Annotated in this window: 18 protein-coding genes; 12 read left to right on the top strand and 6 right to left on the bottom strand. The window is 38.7% G+C overall.

Annotated elements, in window-relative coordinates; all coding sequences use genetic code 11:
• Positions 1-276 precede the first annotated feature (276 nt).
• Positions 277-1,851, top strand: coding sequence for a BCCT family transporter (locus MUO14_RS07785; RefSeq protein WP_244754677.1), 1,575 nt, complete (start codon positions 277-279; stop codon positions 1,849-1,851).
• 25 nt (positions 1,852-1,876) lie between these two features.
• A complete protein-coding gene (locus MUO14_RS07780; RefSeq protein ID WP_244754676.1) occupies positions 1,877-3,415 on the top strand; it encodes an HAL/PAL/TAL family ammonia-lyase in 1,539 nt (512 codons plus the stop codon).
• A 130-nt stretch (positions 3,416-3,545) separates the two neighbouring features.
• On the opposite strand, the gene MUO14_RS07775 is transcribed toward MUO14_RS07780, so the two are convergent.
• Positions 3,546-3,842 (bottom strand): substrate-binding domain-containing protein, encoded by a 297-nt coding sequence (locus MUO14_RS07775; RefSeq protein ID WP_244754675.1) that lies wholly within the window; start codon positions 3,840-3,842, stop codon positions 3,546-3,548.
• Between the two features lie 588 nt (positions 3,843-4,430).
• Here MUO14_RS07775 and MUO14_RS07770 point away from each other — a divergent pair.
• The 7 genes from MUO14_RS07770 (at position 4,431) to MUO14_RS07740 (ending at position 9,548) form a co-directional block, all read left to right on the top strand.
• Complete coding sequence (locus MUO14_RS07770) at positions 4,431-4,850, top strand: MarR family winged helix-turn-helix transcriptional regulator (protein ID WP_244754674.1); 420 nt, start codon at positions 4,431-4,433, stop codon at positions 4,848-4,850.
• A gap of 299 nt (positions 4,851-5,149) precedes the next feature.
• Positions 5,150-5,965 (top strand): MBL fold metallo-hydrolase, encoded by an 816-nt coding sequence (locus MUO14_RS07765; protein ID WP_244754673.1) that lies wholly within the window; start codon positions 5,150-5,152, stop codon positions 5,963-5,965.
• 98 nt (positions 5,966-6,063) lie between these two features.
• Positions 6,064-7,320: an MFS transporter gene (locus tag MUO14_RS07760; RefSeq protein WP_244754672.1), complete on the top strand. Its 1,257-nt coding sequence runs from the start codon at positions 6,064-6,066 to the stop codon at positions 7,318-7,320.
• A 47-nt stretch (positions 7,321-7,367) separates the two neighbouring features.
• Positions 7,368-7,517 carry a hypothetical protein gene (locus tag MUO14_RS07755; protein ID WP_244754671.1) on the top strand — a complete coding sequence of 50 codons (150 nt, stop codon included), beginning with the start codon at positions 7,368-7,370 and terminating at the stop codon, positions 7,515-7,517.
• A gap of 113 nt (positions 7,518-7,630) precedes the next feature.
• Complete coding sequence (locus MUO14_RS07750; protein WP_244754670.1) at positions 7,631-8,593, top strand: NAD(P)H-dependent flavin oxidoreductase; 963 nt, start codon at positions 7,631-7,633, stop codon at positions 8,591-8,593.
• A gap of 62 nt (positions 8,594-8,655) precedes the next feature.
• Complete coding sequence (locus MUO14_RS07745) at positions 8,656-8,964, top strand: hypothetical protein (protein ID WP_244754669.1); 309 nt, start codon at positions 8,656-8,658, stop codon at positions 8,962-8,964.
• 431 nt (positions 8,965-9,395) lie between these two features.
• The gene (locus MUO14_RS07740; protein ID WP_244754668.1) at positions 9,396-9,548 is read left to right on the top strand and encodes a hypothetical protein; all 153 of its coding nucleotides are present in this window, start codon (positions 9,396-9,398) and stop codon (positions 9,546-9,548) included.
• A 514-nt stretch (positions 9,549-10,062) separates the two neighbouring features.
• Here MUO14_RS07740 and MUO14_RS07735 read toward each other — a convergent pair.
• Positions 10,063-10,824: an MBL fold metallo-hydrolase gene (locus tag MUO14_RS07735; RefSeq protein WP_244754667.1), complete on the bottom strand. Its 762-nt coding sequence runs from the start codon at positions 10,822-10,824 to the stop codon at positions 10,063-10,065.
• Positions 10,825-10,941: 117 nt separating this feature from the next.
• Between MUO14_RS07735 and MUO14_RS07730 the strand changes: the two genes are divergently transcribed.
• Both MUO14_RS07730 and MUO14_RS07725 read left to right on the top strand, forming a co-directional pair.
• The gene (locus MUO14_RS07730; protein WP_244754666.1) at positions 10,942-11,352 is read left to right on the top strand and encodes an Lrp/AsnC family transcriptional regulator; all 411 of its coding nucleotides are present in this window, start codon (positions 10,942-10,944) and stop codon (positions 11,350-11,352) included.
• Between the two features lie 203 nt (positions 11,353-11,555).
• Positions 11,556-12,032 carry a DinB family protein gene (locus MUO14_RS07725; RefSeq protein ID WP_244754665.1) on the top strand — a complete coding sequence of 159 codons (477 nt, stop codon included), beginning with the start codon at positions 11,556-11,558 and terminating at the stop codon, positions 12,030-12,032.
• Positions 12,033-12,277: 245 nt separating this feature from the next.
• Here the strand turns inward: MUO14_RS07725 and MUO14_RS07720 are convergent, their stop codons facing one another.
• The 4 genes from MUO14_RS07720 to MUO14_RS07705 all read right to left on the bottom strand — a co-directional run bounded on the left by MUO14_RS07720 (position 12,278) and on the right by MUO14_RS07705 (position 15,373).
• A complete protein-coding gene (locus MUO14_RS07720; protein ID WP_244754664.1) occupies positions 12,278-12,982 on the bottom strand; it encodes a hypothetical protein in 705 nt (234 codons plus the stop codon).
• Positions 12,969-13,850, bottom strand: a complete 882-nt coding sequence (locus MUO14_RS07715) for an ATP-binding cassette domain-containing protein (protein ID WP_244754663.1) — start codon at positions 13,848-13,850, stop codon at positions 12,969-12,971. Before MUO14_RS07715 ends, MUO14_RS07720 begins: the two co-directional genes overlap by 14 nt.
• Complete coding sequence (locus MUO14_RS07710; protein ID WP_244754662.1) at positions 13,843-14,211, bottom strand: GntR family transcriptional regulator; 369 nt, start codon at positions 14,209-14,211, stop codon at positions 13,843-13,845. Before MUO14_RS07710 ends, MUO14_RS07715 begins: the two co-directional genes overlap by 8 nt.
• A gap of 718 nt (positions 14,212-14,929) precedes the next feature.
• On the bottom strand, positions 14,930-15,373 hold the full coding sequence (locus tag MUO14_RS07705) for a DUF6789 family protein (protein WP_244754661.1): 444 nt from the start codon (positions 15,371-15,373) through the stop codon (positions 14,930-14,932).
• 325 nt (positions 15,374-15,698) lie between these two features.
• Between MUO14_RS07705 and MUO14_RS07700 the strand changes: the two genes are divergently transcribed.
• A complete protein-coding gene (locus MUO14_RS07700) occupies positions 15,699-16,100 on the top strand; it encodes a MerR family transcriptional regulator (protein WP_244754660.1) in 402 nt (133 codons plus the stop codon).
• Position 16,101: the final 1 nt, after the last annotated feature.

Raw genomic sequence — 16,101 nt, 5'->3', positions numbered from 1 at the left:
TTTCTACATATACCAGCTTGAGTCGGAAAAAAGTACAGTAATCATAAAATAAATATAGCTTCAGGGTTCAATAAATAGAAAATGAATATCTTCCTCAAAAGATAATGCTACATTTCATATATTTATCTCCTATAATTTAATTATCTGTATCTTTATAATTTTAAGTATATTATGAAGAGAGGATTTAGAGGACAGAAGAATAAAACTATTTAATGAAAGCACTATTGTATTAAATACTGCCACTTTTTTTATTAAATAGTAGAAGGAGGAATCGAAATGTCATTGGCAATGAAGGAAGAGACTGAACACCAAAAAAGTCCAAAGAAGAAAACGCGTAGAGGAGTATTTATCCCTGCATTTGTTATTGTCGGAGGAGGGGCCCTTCTAGGGATTGTAAACAATAAGTTGTTGACTGATATATCTATGAAAGGATTTATTGGTTCTTTACAAGGACTTGGATGGCTTTATCAAATCATATCCATTGTTGCGTTAATTACTGTAAGCATTGTGACATTTTCTAAAATCGGAAATGTTAGGTTGGGAGGATCGGAAGCAAAACCTAAATTTCCATTTGCTTCTTGGTTCGCGATGGCCCTAACGGGTGGAATTGCAACTGGAGTCATTACCTACGGGGTAAACGAGCCAATTATTTATTTTGGTAGTATCTATGGGGAAATGGCGCAAACAAGCATTGAGCCAGGGACTTCCATGGCTGCAATCTTTGCGATGGGACGTTCTTTATATAATTGGACGTTTATCCCGTATGCTATGTATTCGTTAAGTGGATTGGTAGTTGCTTACATGTATTTTAATCGAAAACAACAGTTATCTGTTTCGGGAACCCTGACTCCGTTGTTTGGAAATAAAATAACAAAGGGGATATGGCCTAGTATTATAGATACACTTGCTGTTTTAGCAATTGCGCTTGGCTTAGCCTCCTCTTTAGGTGCAGGATTGGCATTGATAGGATCGGGTATTGAAACAATTTATGGTATTAATCAGGGACCTGTAGTTTGGTTAGTGTTAGTCTTCATTATTACTGGTATGTTCACGCTTTCTGCTTTAAAAGGTTTAGACAAAGGGATCCGTAAAATGGCAATCTTCAATGTAAATATATTTTATATACTATTAATTTTGCTATTGGTTATCGGTCCAACCTTATATATACTACAATCTACCACTACAGGTTTTGGATATTGGCTACAGAATTTCTGGGTATGGGGTCTTGATTCAGGTACTATTGGCGGGGATGCCCTTGTTATGTGGTGGACGTTGTACGACTGGACAATTTGGGTTGCATATGCACCATTAATGGGGATTTTTCTTGCCATAATTTCATATGGTCGTACGATTCGTCAATTTATGTTAATAAATTGGATTTTACCGGCTGTATTTAGCATCCTATGGTTCGGTGTCTTTGGAGGTACAGCTTTACACTGGCAGCAGAACAACACTGTTGACTTAGTGTCGACTATTAAAGAGAGTGGGGCAGTGGCAGCATTATGGACATTCTTAGCCAATTTACCTTTGGCAGCAATTATCATTCCTGTGGTGATGATTGCTCTAATTCTATCTTTTGCTACTGCTGCGGATTCAATGGTTCGTGCAATTGCAACATTATGTACTGTTAACATTCGTTTTGATGAAGAACCACAAAAATGGAAGATGCTTCTTTGGGCCATATCAATTGCAATTATAGCATACGTTATGGTTGCTTTCGCTGGAGGAGCGCAAGGCGTTGATGGTGTTAAATATCTGGCAGCACTTGGTGGATCTGCTGTTCTATTGGTCTTTGTTCTTCAGGTGATTTCTGCGATTAAAATGTTTTTTATAGATAAAATTGAAAAATAATCTTAATAAAAATGAGGGAAGTTATATGGCGGATCAAATGGGAGAAAAGGTAATTCTAGGTAGTACGATTACCCTTGATATGTTTGTTTCGGTTGCGCGTAACAATGCTTATGTAGATTTTTCAACTGACTACTGCGAACGTGTGAGTAAATCCTGTCAACTTGTAAATAAGGGAATAGAAAAAGAAAAGGTAATGTACGGTGTCAATACAGGTTTTGGTGCTCTATCTACACAATTAATATCCTCAGATCAAACAAAACTCTTACAAAAAAATATTCTTCTATCCCATGCTACATCAGTGGGAGAGCCACTAGAAGAGGAATGTGTACGAGCAATCATGTTGATGGTCCTACAAAATTTAGGCCAAGGATATTCAGGGGTGAGGCTTGAGACTTTGGAAATGTACCGTCAACTTTTAAATCATCGTATAACTCCTTATGTTCCTAGAGAAGGTTCTGTCGGATATTTAAGTGTGGAGGCTCATATAGCATTAGTTTTGCTAGGTGAGGGGAAAGTCTATTTAGATGGTGAGTTACTTCCCTCTTCGGAAGGTCTATCAAATGTGGGACTGGAACCACTCAAACTTGCTGCTAAAGAGGGGTTGGCTCTCATAAATGGGACAACTAGCCCTACGGGTATTGGAGCGTTAGCACTTTACGACATGCTGAGAGCTGCTAAAACTGCTGACATTATTGGTGCTATGTCTCTTGAGGTCCTAAGAGGAACCCTGCGGGCGTATGACGATCGTTTGATGAGTGTTCGACTACATGAGGATCAAAGGAACACCGCTGCAAATGTAAGAAACATCTTATCAGACTCTATGATTGCCAAACAGTCTATTGATTATCGCCTACAAGATGCTTTATCTTTACGTGCTATTCCCCAACTTCATGGAGCAGCAAAAAAAACACTCCTTGACGCGTTGAGAACCTTTGAAATTGAGGTGAACTCTTGTTGCGATAATCCTATTTTGTGGCCAGATGAAATAGATGGTGGTGCCCTATCAGGCAGTAATTGTGATTCTTCATACCTAGGCATCGAATTAGACTCGGTTTGCATTGCCGTAACGGCAATAGCAAAAATGTCAGAACGTCGGAATAACCGCCTTATCCACAATCAGCATTCAAATTATCCTTATTTTCTTATTCAGAGAGCAGGATTAAATTCAGGACTAATGATTCCGCAGTATACGCAAGCAGGTCTTTTAAATGATATGAGAATGTTGTCTCACCCTGCCACGATTGACAGTATTCCAACCTGTGCTGACCAAGAGGACTATGTTGCAATGGGATATAATTCGGCTAAAAAAGCGAGGGAGGTAGCGAACAAACTCGAATATATATTAGCGATAGAGTTATTGTCCGTGTACACTGCCCACCAATTCGTGGAGGATAACCTTTCACCTGGGTCTGCTTCAAATGCTGTAATTGAATTTATGGCTCAGTCTATCCCTGTAATGGAAGAAGATATGTATTTGTACCCTTTTATAGAAAAAATACAGGATATGATCCACTCAGGTGAGATTATCCAAATTGTAGAGACTAAAATAGGAAAACTTCTGTAGTACGCTTATGGGGTCTCTTTCGTAAGTAAGTGAGGGGTTAAAGTATAAATTTAAAGTGTAACCAAAAGAAAAGCAAGCAGTCTCTATGAGAGGGAGCTTGCTTTTTTGGATACGTCTTAGATGGGGAGTTTTATTGTTGTTTTATCTTGTTTCTAGTGCCATTCTTCTGAGTCGACTCTCTCTCTATCAGCTTCGCCGGAAGCAGAACCTCCTGGTGAGGCGCCTCCGGATTCCCCATCCGCGAGAACAATTTTTCTACAGCATTCTGTCCAAAAGCCTTGAAATCAATATCCATCGTAATAATAGAAGGAGTTGAAAGCTGAGACAGCTGGCCATTGTCAAAGCCGCAAACGGAAGCATCATTTGGGACCTTAAAGCCTTGAGCCTGCAAGCCGGATGTTACCAGGTAACTTAACCCGTCGTTCACACAAAACCAGGAAAAGATGATTCCCGAGGATTTACGTGCACTTTCTCCTTAAATTATAACCATTTTACCCCTTATGGACGATTTGAGGTGGATTTGGATAAAAGACTGTCACTATGATGTAAGCCTGTCTTTAAGGCGGGCTTAATTATGTTTAACGACAAATGGCGACAAAATCGACAGATGCTACCTTTACCCCAAGTTCTTTATTTGAGTCAGACACCTTTAAAGTAAATACCAGGCTTTTAATGTATCTGTTGCAGACATTGGAGACTATCTTAACCAGCATCAAACATGTTTCTACAATTAGGTGGTGTACAGTATAATGGGCGGGATCAATGTCCCAGGGTGCATAGTTGAAGATCAATGAGCTGTTCCCCGGCTATTTTCTTATTCAAGACTTGGGCAGTTTAGTTCTGTGGTTCTTTATTTTTATACCAATAATACTTAAAGGAACACATGCTATACTCATAAGTCATTGCGGCTTCCTTTAAATTACTTGTGCGCAAATTACTTGTGTACAAATCATCTTTAATATGCTATATTCACATTGATCGGAAAATTCTGAATAATAATAGTGGGTGGGGGATCATGGAAAAACTCGATATCTGTGTACAGTTTCTTCTAAGAACAGCTTTGCAAAAAGTAAATCAAATAAGTAAATCCAAATTATCCTCGTATGGAGTAACACCCGCTCAATATGCGCTACTTCGTTTTCTGTGGAAAAAAGATGGGCAATTTAGTTCTGTATTAGGGGAGAAAGTTCAACTAGACAGTGCTACTGTAACGGGCATCATTGACCGAATGGAACAAAATGGATTTATTGAACGGCGGTTTGATCCAAAAGATCGCCGCAACAGGCTAATTTTTCTAACTGAAAAAGGGAGATCTATGGAGGGGCCTTTATGCGAGAAGATGGATGAAATGAATGAAGAAGTAATGTCTAACTTTGATGGTGAGGAGTTTCAGCAATTTAAGAAAGTGCTTTTCGACATTGGCATCAAAAAATAAGAGTAGAGGGGGTGGATTAGAATGATTGTTTCTCAAGAAGGGTTAGATTTGTATGGGTGAAGGGTGAGGAGGTTTTTGTGGAGCAAATACAGTCTCGCAGCAAACTTAAAATTGAGTATGTGGAGCATGGCGGCTGCTGTCAACATAGATCCCCAAAGATTTAGCCCGGTGGGGATGGAAATTAATGCAAACGATATCCGGAGTAAGAGCGATGGCGTCGTCACCCTTTGGACTATGGAAGTTATTGGTGAAAGGTGAAAATCATGACTAAAAGGTGAAAGGAGAGTGAACGAAAGACCATGATACATGTGTATGAGAAAGAGGACGTTATTTGTGTAAAGGGGAATATCGAAGGATCAGGCAGAAAAGGACGCACCGTATATGTTTTTTTGGTTGACGGCATGTTAATTGATACCGGACCCAAATGCCTTGAGTCCGATCTTATTCCTTTCTATGAAGATCATTCGATTGAGCTTGTCACATTAACGCACAGCCATGAGGATCATACGGGAACAGCTTCATGGATTCAAGAGAACCGAGAGATTCCAATTTATATTCACGAAAAAGGGATCAATATATGTGCTCAATCATGTCCATATCCAAAGTATCGCCAGATGGCTTGGGGGATAAGAAAAGAATTTACAGCTTTGCCGCTTGGAGAGACTATTCAATCTCGAAGTCAGAAGTGGAAAGTGATTTATACACCAGGCCATGCAGATGACCACATCTCCCTTTTCCATGAAGAAACAGGCAGATTATTTTCAGGTGATTTATTTGTGGATCCGAAGACAAAGGTCATTATGGATAGTGAATCAATCCCGGTAATTATGAATTCAATCCGAACGCTGCTCTCCTACGATTTCGAATCAATGTTTTGCTGCCATGCGGGATACATACAGGATGGAAAAAGGATGTTGAAACAAAAGTTGACTTATCTTGAGAACCTTTGTAGTGAGGTGAATAGTCTACATAAAGAAGGGCTCTCAATTGATGAAATCAATAAAAAGCTGTTCCCGAAAAAGTACCCAATTGTCGCAGTTTCCGGAGGAGAATGGGACTCTTTGCATATTGTCTCTTCCATTATTTCTGATGAAAAGCTTATTCAGTACCAGTAAATGGATAGATTACACTGGATTTGTTCCAATGCGTTCTTAATATCCAGGATTTTATCGATCTACAAAATGTTGATTCATATCGTTAAGGGGGTAAGACCATGACTAAAGGTGGCGGGCGTACATACTATGGGTGGTACATTGTTGCTTCGGCATCCGTGATTGTTCTACTCACCATGGGGTTACGGATGGGGGTCGGTCCGTTTGTTAAGCCGATCATGTTAGATTTGGCAATGTCTAGAACAGAGTTTTCACTCATCGTCGCAATTGGGATGATTGTTTATGGATTAGGAATGCCTTTAGCTGCGTCTCTTTTAAAACGTTACAACACCTGTTTCGTCTTGTTAACCGGCTTGATTACCGTTAGTGCATCGATATTATGGACAATAAGCTCAAAAGGGTTTTTTTCCTTTCTCCTTTCTTTTGGTGTTTTTCTCTCCCTAGGTCTTGCATTTTTAAGCAATATTACTTTGGCACCTATTATTAGCAAGTGGTTTGTTCAACAAAGGGGAAAAGCGCTCTTTTACTTGTCTACAGGTGGGATGGCGGGGATCGCTATTATGACACCGGTTTCAACCCTGCTCATTCAATTGGTCGGGTGGCAACAGACACTTTTACTATTTGCAGGGGTGTTCATTTGTGTCGTACTTCCGTCCGCAATTTTTGTCATGCGGGAACACGTACCGGAGGGGGCGGATGGTGCAACAGCTCTTCAGGGTAAAATCAAACAAGATATCCAACTGGAAATTTCATGGAAAGATGCTGTTAAGACACGAGCTTACTGGCAAATCGTCATCGGAATGTTTGCCTGCGGTTTTGGTATGAATCTAATAGGATCCCACGCAGTCCCTATGTTGGTGGATCATCATTTTGAGCCTATGACTGCCTCATTCGGCGTTGGGGTAATTGGAATTGTAGCGATATTTAGTACTTTATTCTTGGGATCAATCTCAGATCGCTACCCTCGAAAAAACATTCTCTTTTTAGTATATTTTGTCCGGGGTATGGGGATTCTCGGCTTAGTTTTAGTGATAACTCCCTGGCAACTTTATTTCGTGGCAGCTGCCGGAGGATTGGTATGGGCAGGGTCAATTGCCATGTCTTCTGCAATTCTGAGCGATTTATATGGGGTTCGTTTGCTTGGGATTTTGAATGGATGGGCTTTTTTCGGGCATCAGATCGGGGGAGCAATAGGTTCATTCATAGGTGGATGGGGATATGTGACGTTTGGAACTCATGTATTAGCATTTGGGCTAGCAGCTTTTATTTCTCTTATTGCTAGTGGTGCGTCCTATTACTTGCCTGAAAGAATTACATTTCCCAAGCCTATTAAAATAGGTCATGGGCGTTCTCTATAAAAGATAAAGTATTTTTGACTCTATCTTTATAGAGGGGAAATAAACGTATGACTATAAAAGGAGAAGATATCGTGAATCATGTAAGTTTTCGTTTAGACGAAAAAGTAGCATTGGTGACTGGGGCAAGTCGTGGCATCGGAAAAGCGCTAGCTGAAGGGTCAAATCATAAGGCTTTCCAAAAAAGTATTACGAATTAAACCAATTAAAATGAATGATTTTACAGTTTCTGCAGCATGCATTTACTAAAATTGAGAGTACATGTTCTTTTCAAATAATATGAGTACAAACTACTTGAATGGAGGAACAATGAATGTCAATACTTCAGAATTTGCGTATCCCTGTAATCGGATCACCGATGTTTATTATTAGTAATCCTAAGCTAGTGATAGAGCAATGTAAGGCAGGGATCGTTGGATCAATGCCTGCACTGAATGCTAGACCCGCCTCCTTACTTGATGAATGGTTGGCAGAAATCACAGAGGAGCTCGCAGCTTATAACGCAAAAAATCCAGATCGTCCAGCTGCACCATTTGCTATTAACCAAATTGTTCACAAGTCAAATAAACGGTTAGAACAAGACATGGAATTGTGTGAAAAGTACAACGTTCCCATTATTATTTCATCCTTAGGTGCCCGTGAGGAGATATTTGACACAGCGCATAGCTACGGAGGAATTGTTCTGCACGACGTAATCAATAACACTTTCGCGCACAAGGCAATCGACAAAGGTGCAGATGGCTTAATTGCAGTTTCAGCAGGAGCTGGCGGTCATGCTGGTGTGAAGAGCCCTTTTGCTTTCATTCAAGAAATTCGACAGTGGTTCGACGGTCCGCTTGCTTTGTCCGGATCGATTGCTACGGGAAATTCAGTTTTGGCTGCCCAAGCGATGGGGGCTGATTTTGCCTATATTGGCTCACCGTTCATTGCAACGAATGAAGCACGTGCTTCTGAAGAGTATAAGCAAGCAATTGTTGACAGTACGTCTGATGATATTGTTTATAGCAATCTTTTCACGGGTGTACATGGAAATTATCTGAAATCATCAATTCGAGCAGCAGGCTTGGATCCTGACAATCTTCCTGAAAGTGATCCATCCAAGATGAATTTTGGAGAAGAGACCGCCAAGCCATGGAAGGATATTTGGGGAAGTGGTCAAGGCGTTGGTGCTATTAAAGAGGTTACGAGTACAGCAGAATTTGTAAACAAACTTTATAAAGAATATTTTGAAGCAAGGGACAGTCTAATCGGCAGTAGTGGAGTTAGAAAGATCTGAATCTGATTTTAGCCTTAACATGAATAGCCGTGGTTTCGCTTGTGTGGTTTTTTGTCTAAATTATGTTAGCCAGTCAGAATAATCATTCATACACTTCTCTAAGTTTAAAAGATAAACTATTACACCTCTTGATGGATTTGGTCTACTGTGACCGGCGATGTTCCAGCATCGTCGTCCTAATCATTAACGGAGAGCGTGACCTTCAAGTAACAGTTCAGGAGGCTAAAGAGCTTCACGAAGCCAAAGCAGAGGCTAAACTGTTAGTGATGGATAAGATGAATCATGTCTTTAAAGAGGCTTCTGAAGACCGAAAAGGAAACGTAGAGACGTATTTCAATTCAGATCTGCCATTAGCAGATGGATTGGTATAAGGAATAGTAAGCTTTTTTAGGAATACTGAATTTTCAGAATAGGAGAAGAATCATGGAAAAATGCTAAGATTGATCAGGGTATTGCAAAGTCTCTAATATCTAGACGTAAAGCCACCAACCTTTGTGAGGTAAAAGAAAAGCTGTGTTATGATAAAAAAATCAATAGATCAGCTTCACGTGAGGGGTTAGGTAGCACCTGTTGGCTTGTCATTAGTCGCTTTTAGGAGACTTCCCAGGTCGGAGGTGTTGCCAGTGGATAGTGCTATGTATTACACCTTATCCTTAATTTAATTACTACTATAAGAAGTAGGTGATAACGTATCCAACGTTAAAACCTACTTCTTTTTAGTATCTTTATAAGCTATATAAATGTACTATAAATTTATAGTTTACAACGTTAATAAAGAATTTATAAATAGGGGGTAGCTTGGATGAAAGTTAAGGGAATTAAAGTTGAAGATAAGGAATGCTATATGCTTATTGATTCTTATGGGGAGCCTATTAATCCAGTAATTAAATACCTTAAATACCTGGATTTTACTGGGAAAGCAGAAAACACATTAAAGGCTGTAACCGCTAAGTAGAAATGAACACTTTCTTACCTGAAAATGCTGAATAAGACTGAACACTAATTTCCAGTAGAAACGTGCACTTTATTTGGAGAGGCGGGCATGATAGCCTACATCGGCTGAGCCAGATTCCTTGTAGCATCTGGCTTCATGGCTCATCATCTTTCCCGCAGAGGCTCCATGTAAAGTGACTTCGTACATGTTCTAATTTCCAGTAAAGTGTTCATTTCAATTTAGCAAAAAGTGTTCAAAGTTATCTGACGGTTACAGAAGTTTGAACAACATTTAAAAGCTCATTTAAGTAAGCTATATCAGGAGATCTAAGAGATATAAGTTACATATTCGAGTGACAATAAAATCACTGGGGAAAGTTGATCTTCAACAAACGGGCCATTATCTTGAAGACTTGATTTCGAGATAATGTTAAAAAATATTATTCCGACGGGCGCAAATCTGAAGCAAAAGGTTTAGCCCTAATGTATATTACTACGAGGCACGTAGTAACTCTGTTTAATCACTTAATTAACATTTAAAGTGAGTATGATTCTCCGTCTTCCGGCACCAAAATATTAGAGGAGATTCCTTTTTCAATTATAAAGTTTTTTAGTTCTTCTCTTGATAGTGTCCAATGATTAACAGCTTCCATATGACTAGCAATAATTTTTGCGTTAGGGGCAGCATTATGCACTTCATAAACATCATCTTTGCCCATTACTAGAGAACCCCCTTCTAGGAATTGATTATCTCCAGCATTTACTACAATGATTTCTGGTTTGTGTGTTTGGATTTCTTTCTGAACTTCATCATACCAAACAGTATCTCCACCTATATATAAAGTTTTCTCGTTTGAGTGTTTAAAGACAACTCCACATACTAGACCAGCAAGTTTTAGTATTTCCCCTCTGCCATGTTCGCCTTTTGTTTTAATTAACTGGATATCTTCAAAGACGGTGTCTTCTTGTAAAACTTCCACGTTTTTAAAACCACCGTTCTGGATTTCTGAAGCATCGTCTTCATTTTGGGCAAACAATTTTATATCTTTTGGAAGTACCTCTTTGGCAACATCATCCCAGTGATCTAAATGAAGATGAGTAACAATGACGGCATCAACATTATTAATAATATTATCAATGGAAGTCGGTAAGCTAACTAAAGGATTATTTTGATCTTGTCTTGCGGAATCCGGAAAAGGAGGGTACGTACCCTTTTCCGCTAAAAATGGATCTATTAAGAATTTTTTCCCCGCATATTTAACAATCAGAGTTGCATTGCGAATTTGTTGTATATTCATGGTTATAACTCCTTTGCTTTCATTTACATTTTATTTTATATTATCCTCAATGAAGAAATACATGGATGAAATCAAGTCTTTTTGCCGTTCGACTTGATATCTGAAAGGATTTGAAAAATGTTAGATAGCACAGATATGCGTGTCCTAGATGAACTATCCATTAACAGTCGTATCACCATGAAAGAATTGGGTGAGAAAGTCCATTTGACTGGACAAGCTGCTTCAGATAGAGTAGCCAAACTAGAAGACAATGGTGTGATTGAGGGGTATACGATAAAGGTTAACCAAGTCAAATTAGGGTGTTTTGTACATGCCTTTATTACGATCATTACACAAAGTATTCATCATCAACCTTATATCTCATTTATAAAAACACAAGAACAATACATTATAAATAACTATAAAATTAGTGGAGATGGTTGTTACCTTCTTGAATGCAAATTTCCATCTAATGAAATATTAAATAAATTTTTGGAAGATTTAAATGAGCATGCAAACTATAAACTATCTATTGTTATTAATAAATAGTATTTCTAATAGAGTTTGTGAAGAAATACACTTAAACTATAGGGCGCGATCGTATTCTAAAACGCGTCTTCCTGTATTGGGCCAGACAATTGAATAATCAAGTTCTCTTTTATGAAAAAGAAAATAAAGGATTTAAGAGACTCATTAAAGAACCTATTATAAGGTCAAAGTTGTCTAAAAAGAATGGTGGAGGTAACATTGTTATGCTGAAATTATTTGAATACAATTGGCAAGTCAGAGCTGACTGGTTTACATGGTGTGAAACGGTTCCAGAAGAAGAATTATTGGAAAAAAGGGGAGGTGGAATTGGCAGCATTCTATATACCCTGTTTCACATCGTGGAAGTCGAGTACAGTTGGATTTGCGGCCTACAAGGCAAGTCAGAACCTGAAGAACCACCGTTTGAAGCCTATGCAAGCTTATCCAAAGTGAAGGCTCTTTCAAGCCAATATCATAGAGAAGTAGAATCATTTGTGACATCCTGGACGGACGAAATGGAAGAGCTGAAACTTGCGGAAACTGATTCCAATGGTGAAACATTCAGCTTCAAATACGGGGAAATTATGCGCCATGTCATCGCCCACGAAATCCACCACATCGGTCAATTATCTGTATGGTCACGAGAAATAGGACGCAAGCCTGTTACAGCGAATCTCATTGACAGAGGACTATTTGGATAGATGATCACTGAAACTTGTTCAAAAAATGGCGCAGGGACTGTTTTAAACAACCGGTAAAGCTGCTATGAAAGTTTACCTTGTTATCTCGCTAAAGGGCCATATTGTGGAACACCGGCTACTGGGTCAGGAGCTGTTTGTTTGTTAAATTAAGACAGGTTCGATGAAGAAGCGTATTTTTATTTCCAATCAAAAAAGGTTACCAATTTCGGTAACCTTCAAATAACTACTAATTACTCTAAAAACGCTTATTCAGGTTGCTGTTTCCCAATGAATCTAGCCCTATCTCCACGTTCTAATGGTCCATTTTTCATGATGAGGTAAGAGAGCAGCATGAATAATACTGCGATCCCTGCAAGAATGTGGACAAATAAGAGATGATCAACAATCACAAATTCTATAAATGGGCTAAGGTCAGCAAAAGTGTATGTTGTAATTAATACGATCAACAATATGGCTCCACAAATTAAGGTTCTTACATTGCCGAGGTTAAACCAAATGGTTTTAATCATTATCCCAACGCCAAAGAGAAAAAGCATCCATAATAGATCAATCCAGATATATAATAGCGGATGAGAGCCGTTAACGAGGTCGGCCATATGAAAGATTTGCCCTTGATCGATAAAAAATTGGCTTAATAGATGTAATCCATTTAGAATGAGCACGCTTAGCACCATATAGATGCTAACAGATGCAAAGGTTGCCATCATAAACTGTCTTCTCGTTCCGCCCAAGGAAAGAATATATTTGTACCCTTGAAAAAGAATAAATGGATAAATGAGAAAAACGGCATAAAAAGGGCCGAAGATTGAACCTAAATTTCCGTTCTCACCAGTTGAGTAACTTAAAAAAATATACAATGCCATTAAAGCGATCGTTATTCCAAAGTTGATATAAAAAGTCATCCGCATCTCTTTAAACATGAGTAGAAACGGTCCTTTAAGCGTGTTCATATTTTTTGCCCTCCTTTTTTGTTAGATTAACGAGATAATCCTGAAGTGGTGCTTTTTCGATGTTAACTCCAACCTCTTTTGCCCGTCTCTCCCAGTCTGCATTGAAAGGCTCATCAATCATGACATTCATTTGCTTCCCAAGTTTACGTTTGTCAATGATCTTGCTATTTCCAAACAGTGATTCCACTGACTCTACTGATCCCGACAAGTGAACGCCATAATTCTTCAATTTCTCTATTTCTTCATACCGAATAATCGTTTGCTGATCAACCACTGCAATTTTTTCACAGAGTGGTTCAAGTTCATCAATGTGGTGTGTTGACAGCATAATTAATCGGGGATGTTCCTCGTAACTATCGAGCAGTACGTCATAAAACTGCTTACGCATATGAGCATCTAGGCCGTTGGAAGGTTCATCCATGATCGTTACTGGTGATTTACTGGCTAGCCCAAGTGTAATCTTAATCATTGTCTGCATCCCTTTTGAAAATTGCTTGATTTTCTTTTTCCTTGGTAATTCAAACATATCAATTAATTCGTCGCCTAACTTCTGATCCCAGTTTTTATTGAAAAATGCACCAAAACGAAGGGCATCTTCTACGTCCCATAAGTCTGAAAATGGGTGGTTTTCTTGCATAAAAGTCACATGATTCATCGCCTCTTTGTTGTTATAGGGATTGATCCCGTTCACATTAATCTTTCCTTGATTGGGTTTTTCTAGTCCGGAAATCAATTTCATCAACGTTGTTTTTCCAGAGCCATTACGTCCCCACAATCCTGTAATAATCGGTTTGTCCTCCTGTAACGTAACCTTTTCGAGCGCTGTTACATCCCCATATGAAAACGATAAGTTGTGAATATCAATCATCGTTGTCCTCCTCAATAAATCGAATAATTTCCTCTTTCGTCATCTGAATTCGCTTTGCTTCTTCCAGCAATGGTTTGAGATATTGAAGGTGAAAATCTTTTTTACGTTCAGCAAGCAACCGGCTTTTAGCCCCTTTAGCTATAAACATCCCAACGCCACGCTGTTTATATGCATAACCTGCATCAACGAGCATTGATAAGCCTTTTTGCACCGTTGCGCGGTTCACTTGATAAAATTTAGAAATCTCTGTTGTTGAGGGAATTTGATCTCCTTCACGCAACTCACCATCAACAATATCATCAGCAATCATTTCTGAAATTTGCTGGAAGATTGGCCTGGAGTCATCAAAAACAGCTTTCACAAAAACCTCCTTCCTCCCATTTCGTTGATGGGTTGATTAGTTGTGTAATCAACTATATATTAATGAATCGATATTGTAAACAGTTATTTTTTTGTTTTCTTCTTATCATTTGTTTAAAACGCCTAGGCATCAAGGACATAAGGGGGCAGGAATTATGTGCTTAAAAACCAAGCAAAGTCTGCCAGCTATACAGGAATAGGGCGCATTTCCGGAATAGAGGATTTGCGCGAAAAGGTCCAATGGAATAAGGGGAAGGACTTTTCGAAAGTAAATAGAAATAGCATAAAGATATGAATTTTGTTCTGAAGAAGCCCTGTTTTGATGAAGGGAGTGAAAAAATGAGTACACCGATAAATATCTATCGTATTGCTGGAATTGTATTGATGTTCATATCCCTTTTACTGTTTTTTAAGAGATAGAAATAGTTCCTAGGGACGATATCTTATTCCGGAATACGAACGGGTGTTTTTGCGTTAAGAACATATTGGATTATCTTGAAATCAAGTCTTCCTGAAAAGGGCGCTATTCTTTAATAAGGATTAGCGCTTATTTTTCATTTATACGATAGGGCCATTATCTTGAAGACTTGATTTCATAATATTAAAAATTCCAAAATTAGATTCTATTGTTTCAAAGGATTGTAGGAAGCAGGGCACTTGTAAGAGTCAGGTGCCCATTTTTGTTTTAGGAGCTGTTTATGAAAATAAAAGTACACTTATTATGAAATAGATGTTGTTAACTGTTTATCCGTAATCCATCCTAGTGTCCCACCGTAGATGAGGTGTAAAATAAGAGTGGCTATAGCAATTTTTAAAGTCATTCCACTTCCAAATACACCCCAACCTATGAAGGGGAGGAGGATGATTTGCATCACAAACCATAGAATGATGCCTAACCCGATTCCTTTTTTAATCGTTACGGGCTTAAACAATTGAGTCAGCAAGGCTCCGAATATACCCCCATAAAAGAAATGGGAAAAGATCCCTAACAGGATGAGTAGTGGCTTGGGCCCTCCTCCAAAGATGTTTTTAACAGTAGCAATAGGTATTGGCTCCGGCATAGGAGCTAAACCAGTCGCTTTTCCGATAATCATCACTATAGACATCACAAAAGTTGCTACAATCCCCCAACCGAATCCTTTCCATAATCGTTTGGTTTTCATGTTCCAACCCCCATTAAGATTTCTTCTTTGTATTTCATGAACTTGAGCAATTACAACTTGAATTACTCTTACAGTTTTTATTCCTGCTTGTGACTAGAAATATAATAAAGGATAAGAAAAGGAGTAGAACTCCCCATTTCCAAAATCCAGTACTGATTCCTATCATTCCTGCGAGTCCTATAAATATGGTAGGAAACGCACAACATAACACGCACAAACTTGCGCCACTTACGCCTGCTATTGTTCTCTTCAAATGTAACTCCCCCTTTTCTTTTGCTAAAGCATAATACTTAAAGTAAACTTTAAGTCAAGAGGTGATAAAAAAATGAAATCTAAACTGTCTATTGGGGAGCTTGCAAAAGAATCAGGTGTTAGCTCTTCAGCTATTAGATACTACGAGTCTATAGGGGTCCTACCTGAACCTGAGCGCTTAAGTGGTAAAAGGCGTTACATCCCAGATGTTGTTCATCAATTAAAATTCATTAAAACAGCCCAATTGGTTGGCTTTAACAATAAGGAGATTGCTGCGCTAGTAGAGGGGTTTAGTGACCAACATCCACCATCAGAAAACTGGAAACGCATGGCGGAATGGAAACGTTCAGAGTTAGAGGAAAAGAAGAGACAAATGGATTTAATGATCAATATTTTACAAAAGGGACTATCCTGTAAATGTCTAACATGGTCCGATTGTTATGATAAAATTCAGGAAAGTGGTACCTGTAGTTAAG

This window comes from Halobacillus shinanisalinarum, assembly GCF_022919835.1.
Lineage (GTDB): Bacteria > Bacillota > Bacilli > Bacillales > Halobacillaceae > Halobacillus_A > Halobacillus_A shinanisalinarum.
This window is presented reverse-complemented; position numbering and strand designations above follow the sequence as displayed.

Coding starts and splice junctions, on each gene's coding strand:
- MUO14_RS07785 (WP_244754677.1), top strand. CDS start 277: ATGTCATTGGCAATGAAGGAAGAGACTGAACACCAAAAAAGTCCAAAG.
- MUO14_RS07700 (WP_244754660.1), top strand. CDS start 15,699: ATGAAATCTAAACTGTCTATTGGGGAGCTTGCAAAAGAATCAGGTGTT.
- MUO14_RS07770 (WP_244754674.1), top strand. CDS start 4,431: ATGGAAAAACTCGATATCTGTGTACAGTTTCTTCTAAGAACAGCTTTG.
- MUO14_RS07760 (WP_244754672.1), top strand. CDS start 6,064: ATGACTAAAGGTGGCGGGCGTACATACTATGGGTGGTACATTGTTGCT.
- MUO14_RS07745 (WP_244754669.1), top strand. CDS start 8,656: ATGTTAGCCAGTCAGAATAATCATTCATACACTTCTCTAAGTTTAAAA.
- MUO14_RS07730 (WP_244754666.1), top strand. CDS start 10,942: ATGTTAGATAGCACAGATATGCGTGTCCTAGATGAACTATCCATTAAC.
- MUO14_RS07715 (WP_244754663.1), bottom strand. CDS start 13,850: ATGATTGATATTCACAACTTATCGTTTTCATATGGGGATGTAACAGCG.
- MUO14_RS07705 (WP_244754661.1), bottom strand. CDS start 15,373: ATGAAAACCAAACGATTATGGAAAGGATTCGGTTGGGGGATTGTAGCA.
- MUO14_RS07750 (WP_244754670.1), top strand. CDS start 7,631: ATGTCAATACTTCAGAATTTGCGTATCCCTGTAATCGGATCACCGATG.
- MUO14_RS07725 (WP_244754665.1), top strand. CDS start 11,556: ATGCTGAAATTATTTGAATACAATTGGCAAGTCAGAGCTGACTGGTTT.
- MUO14_RS07780 (WP_244754676.1), top strand. CDS start 1,877: ATGGCGGATCAAATGGGAGAAAAGGTAATTCTAGGTAGTACGATTACC.
- MUO14_RS07765 (WP_244754673.1), top strand. CDS start 5,150: ATGATACATGTGTATGAGAAAGAGGACGTTATTTGTGTAAAGGGGAAT.
- MUO14_RS07740 (WP_244754668.1), top strand. CDS start 9,396: ATGAAAGTTAAGGGAATTAAAGTTGAAGATAAGGAATGCTATATGCTT.
- MUO14_RS07735 (WP_244754667.1), bottom strand. CDS start 10,824: ATGAATATACAACAAATTCGCAATGCAACTCTGATTGTTAAATATGCG.
- MUO14_RS07755 (WP_244754671.1), top strand. CDS start 7,368: ATGACTATAAAAGGAGAAGATATCGTGAATCATGTAAGTTTTCGTTTA.
- MUO14_RS07720 (WP_244754664.1), bottom strand. CDS start 12,982: ATGAACACGCTTAAAGGACCGTTTCTACTCATGTTTAAAGAGATGCGG.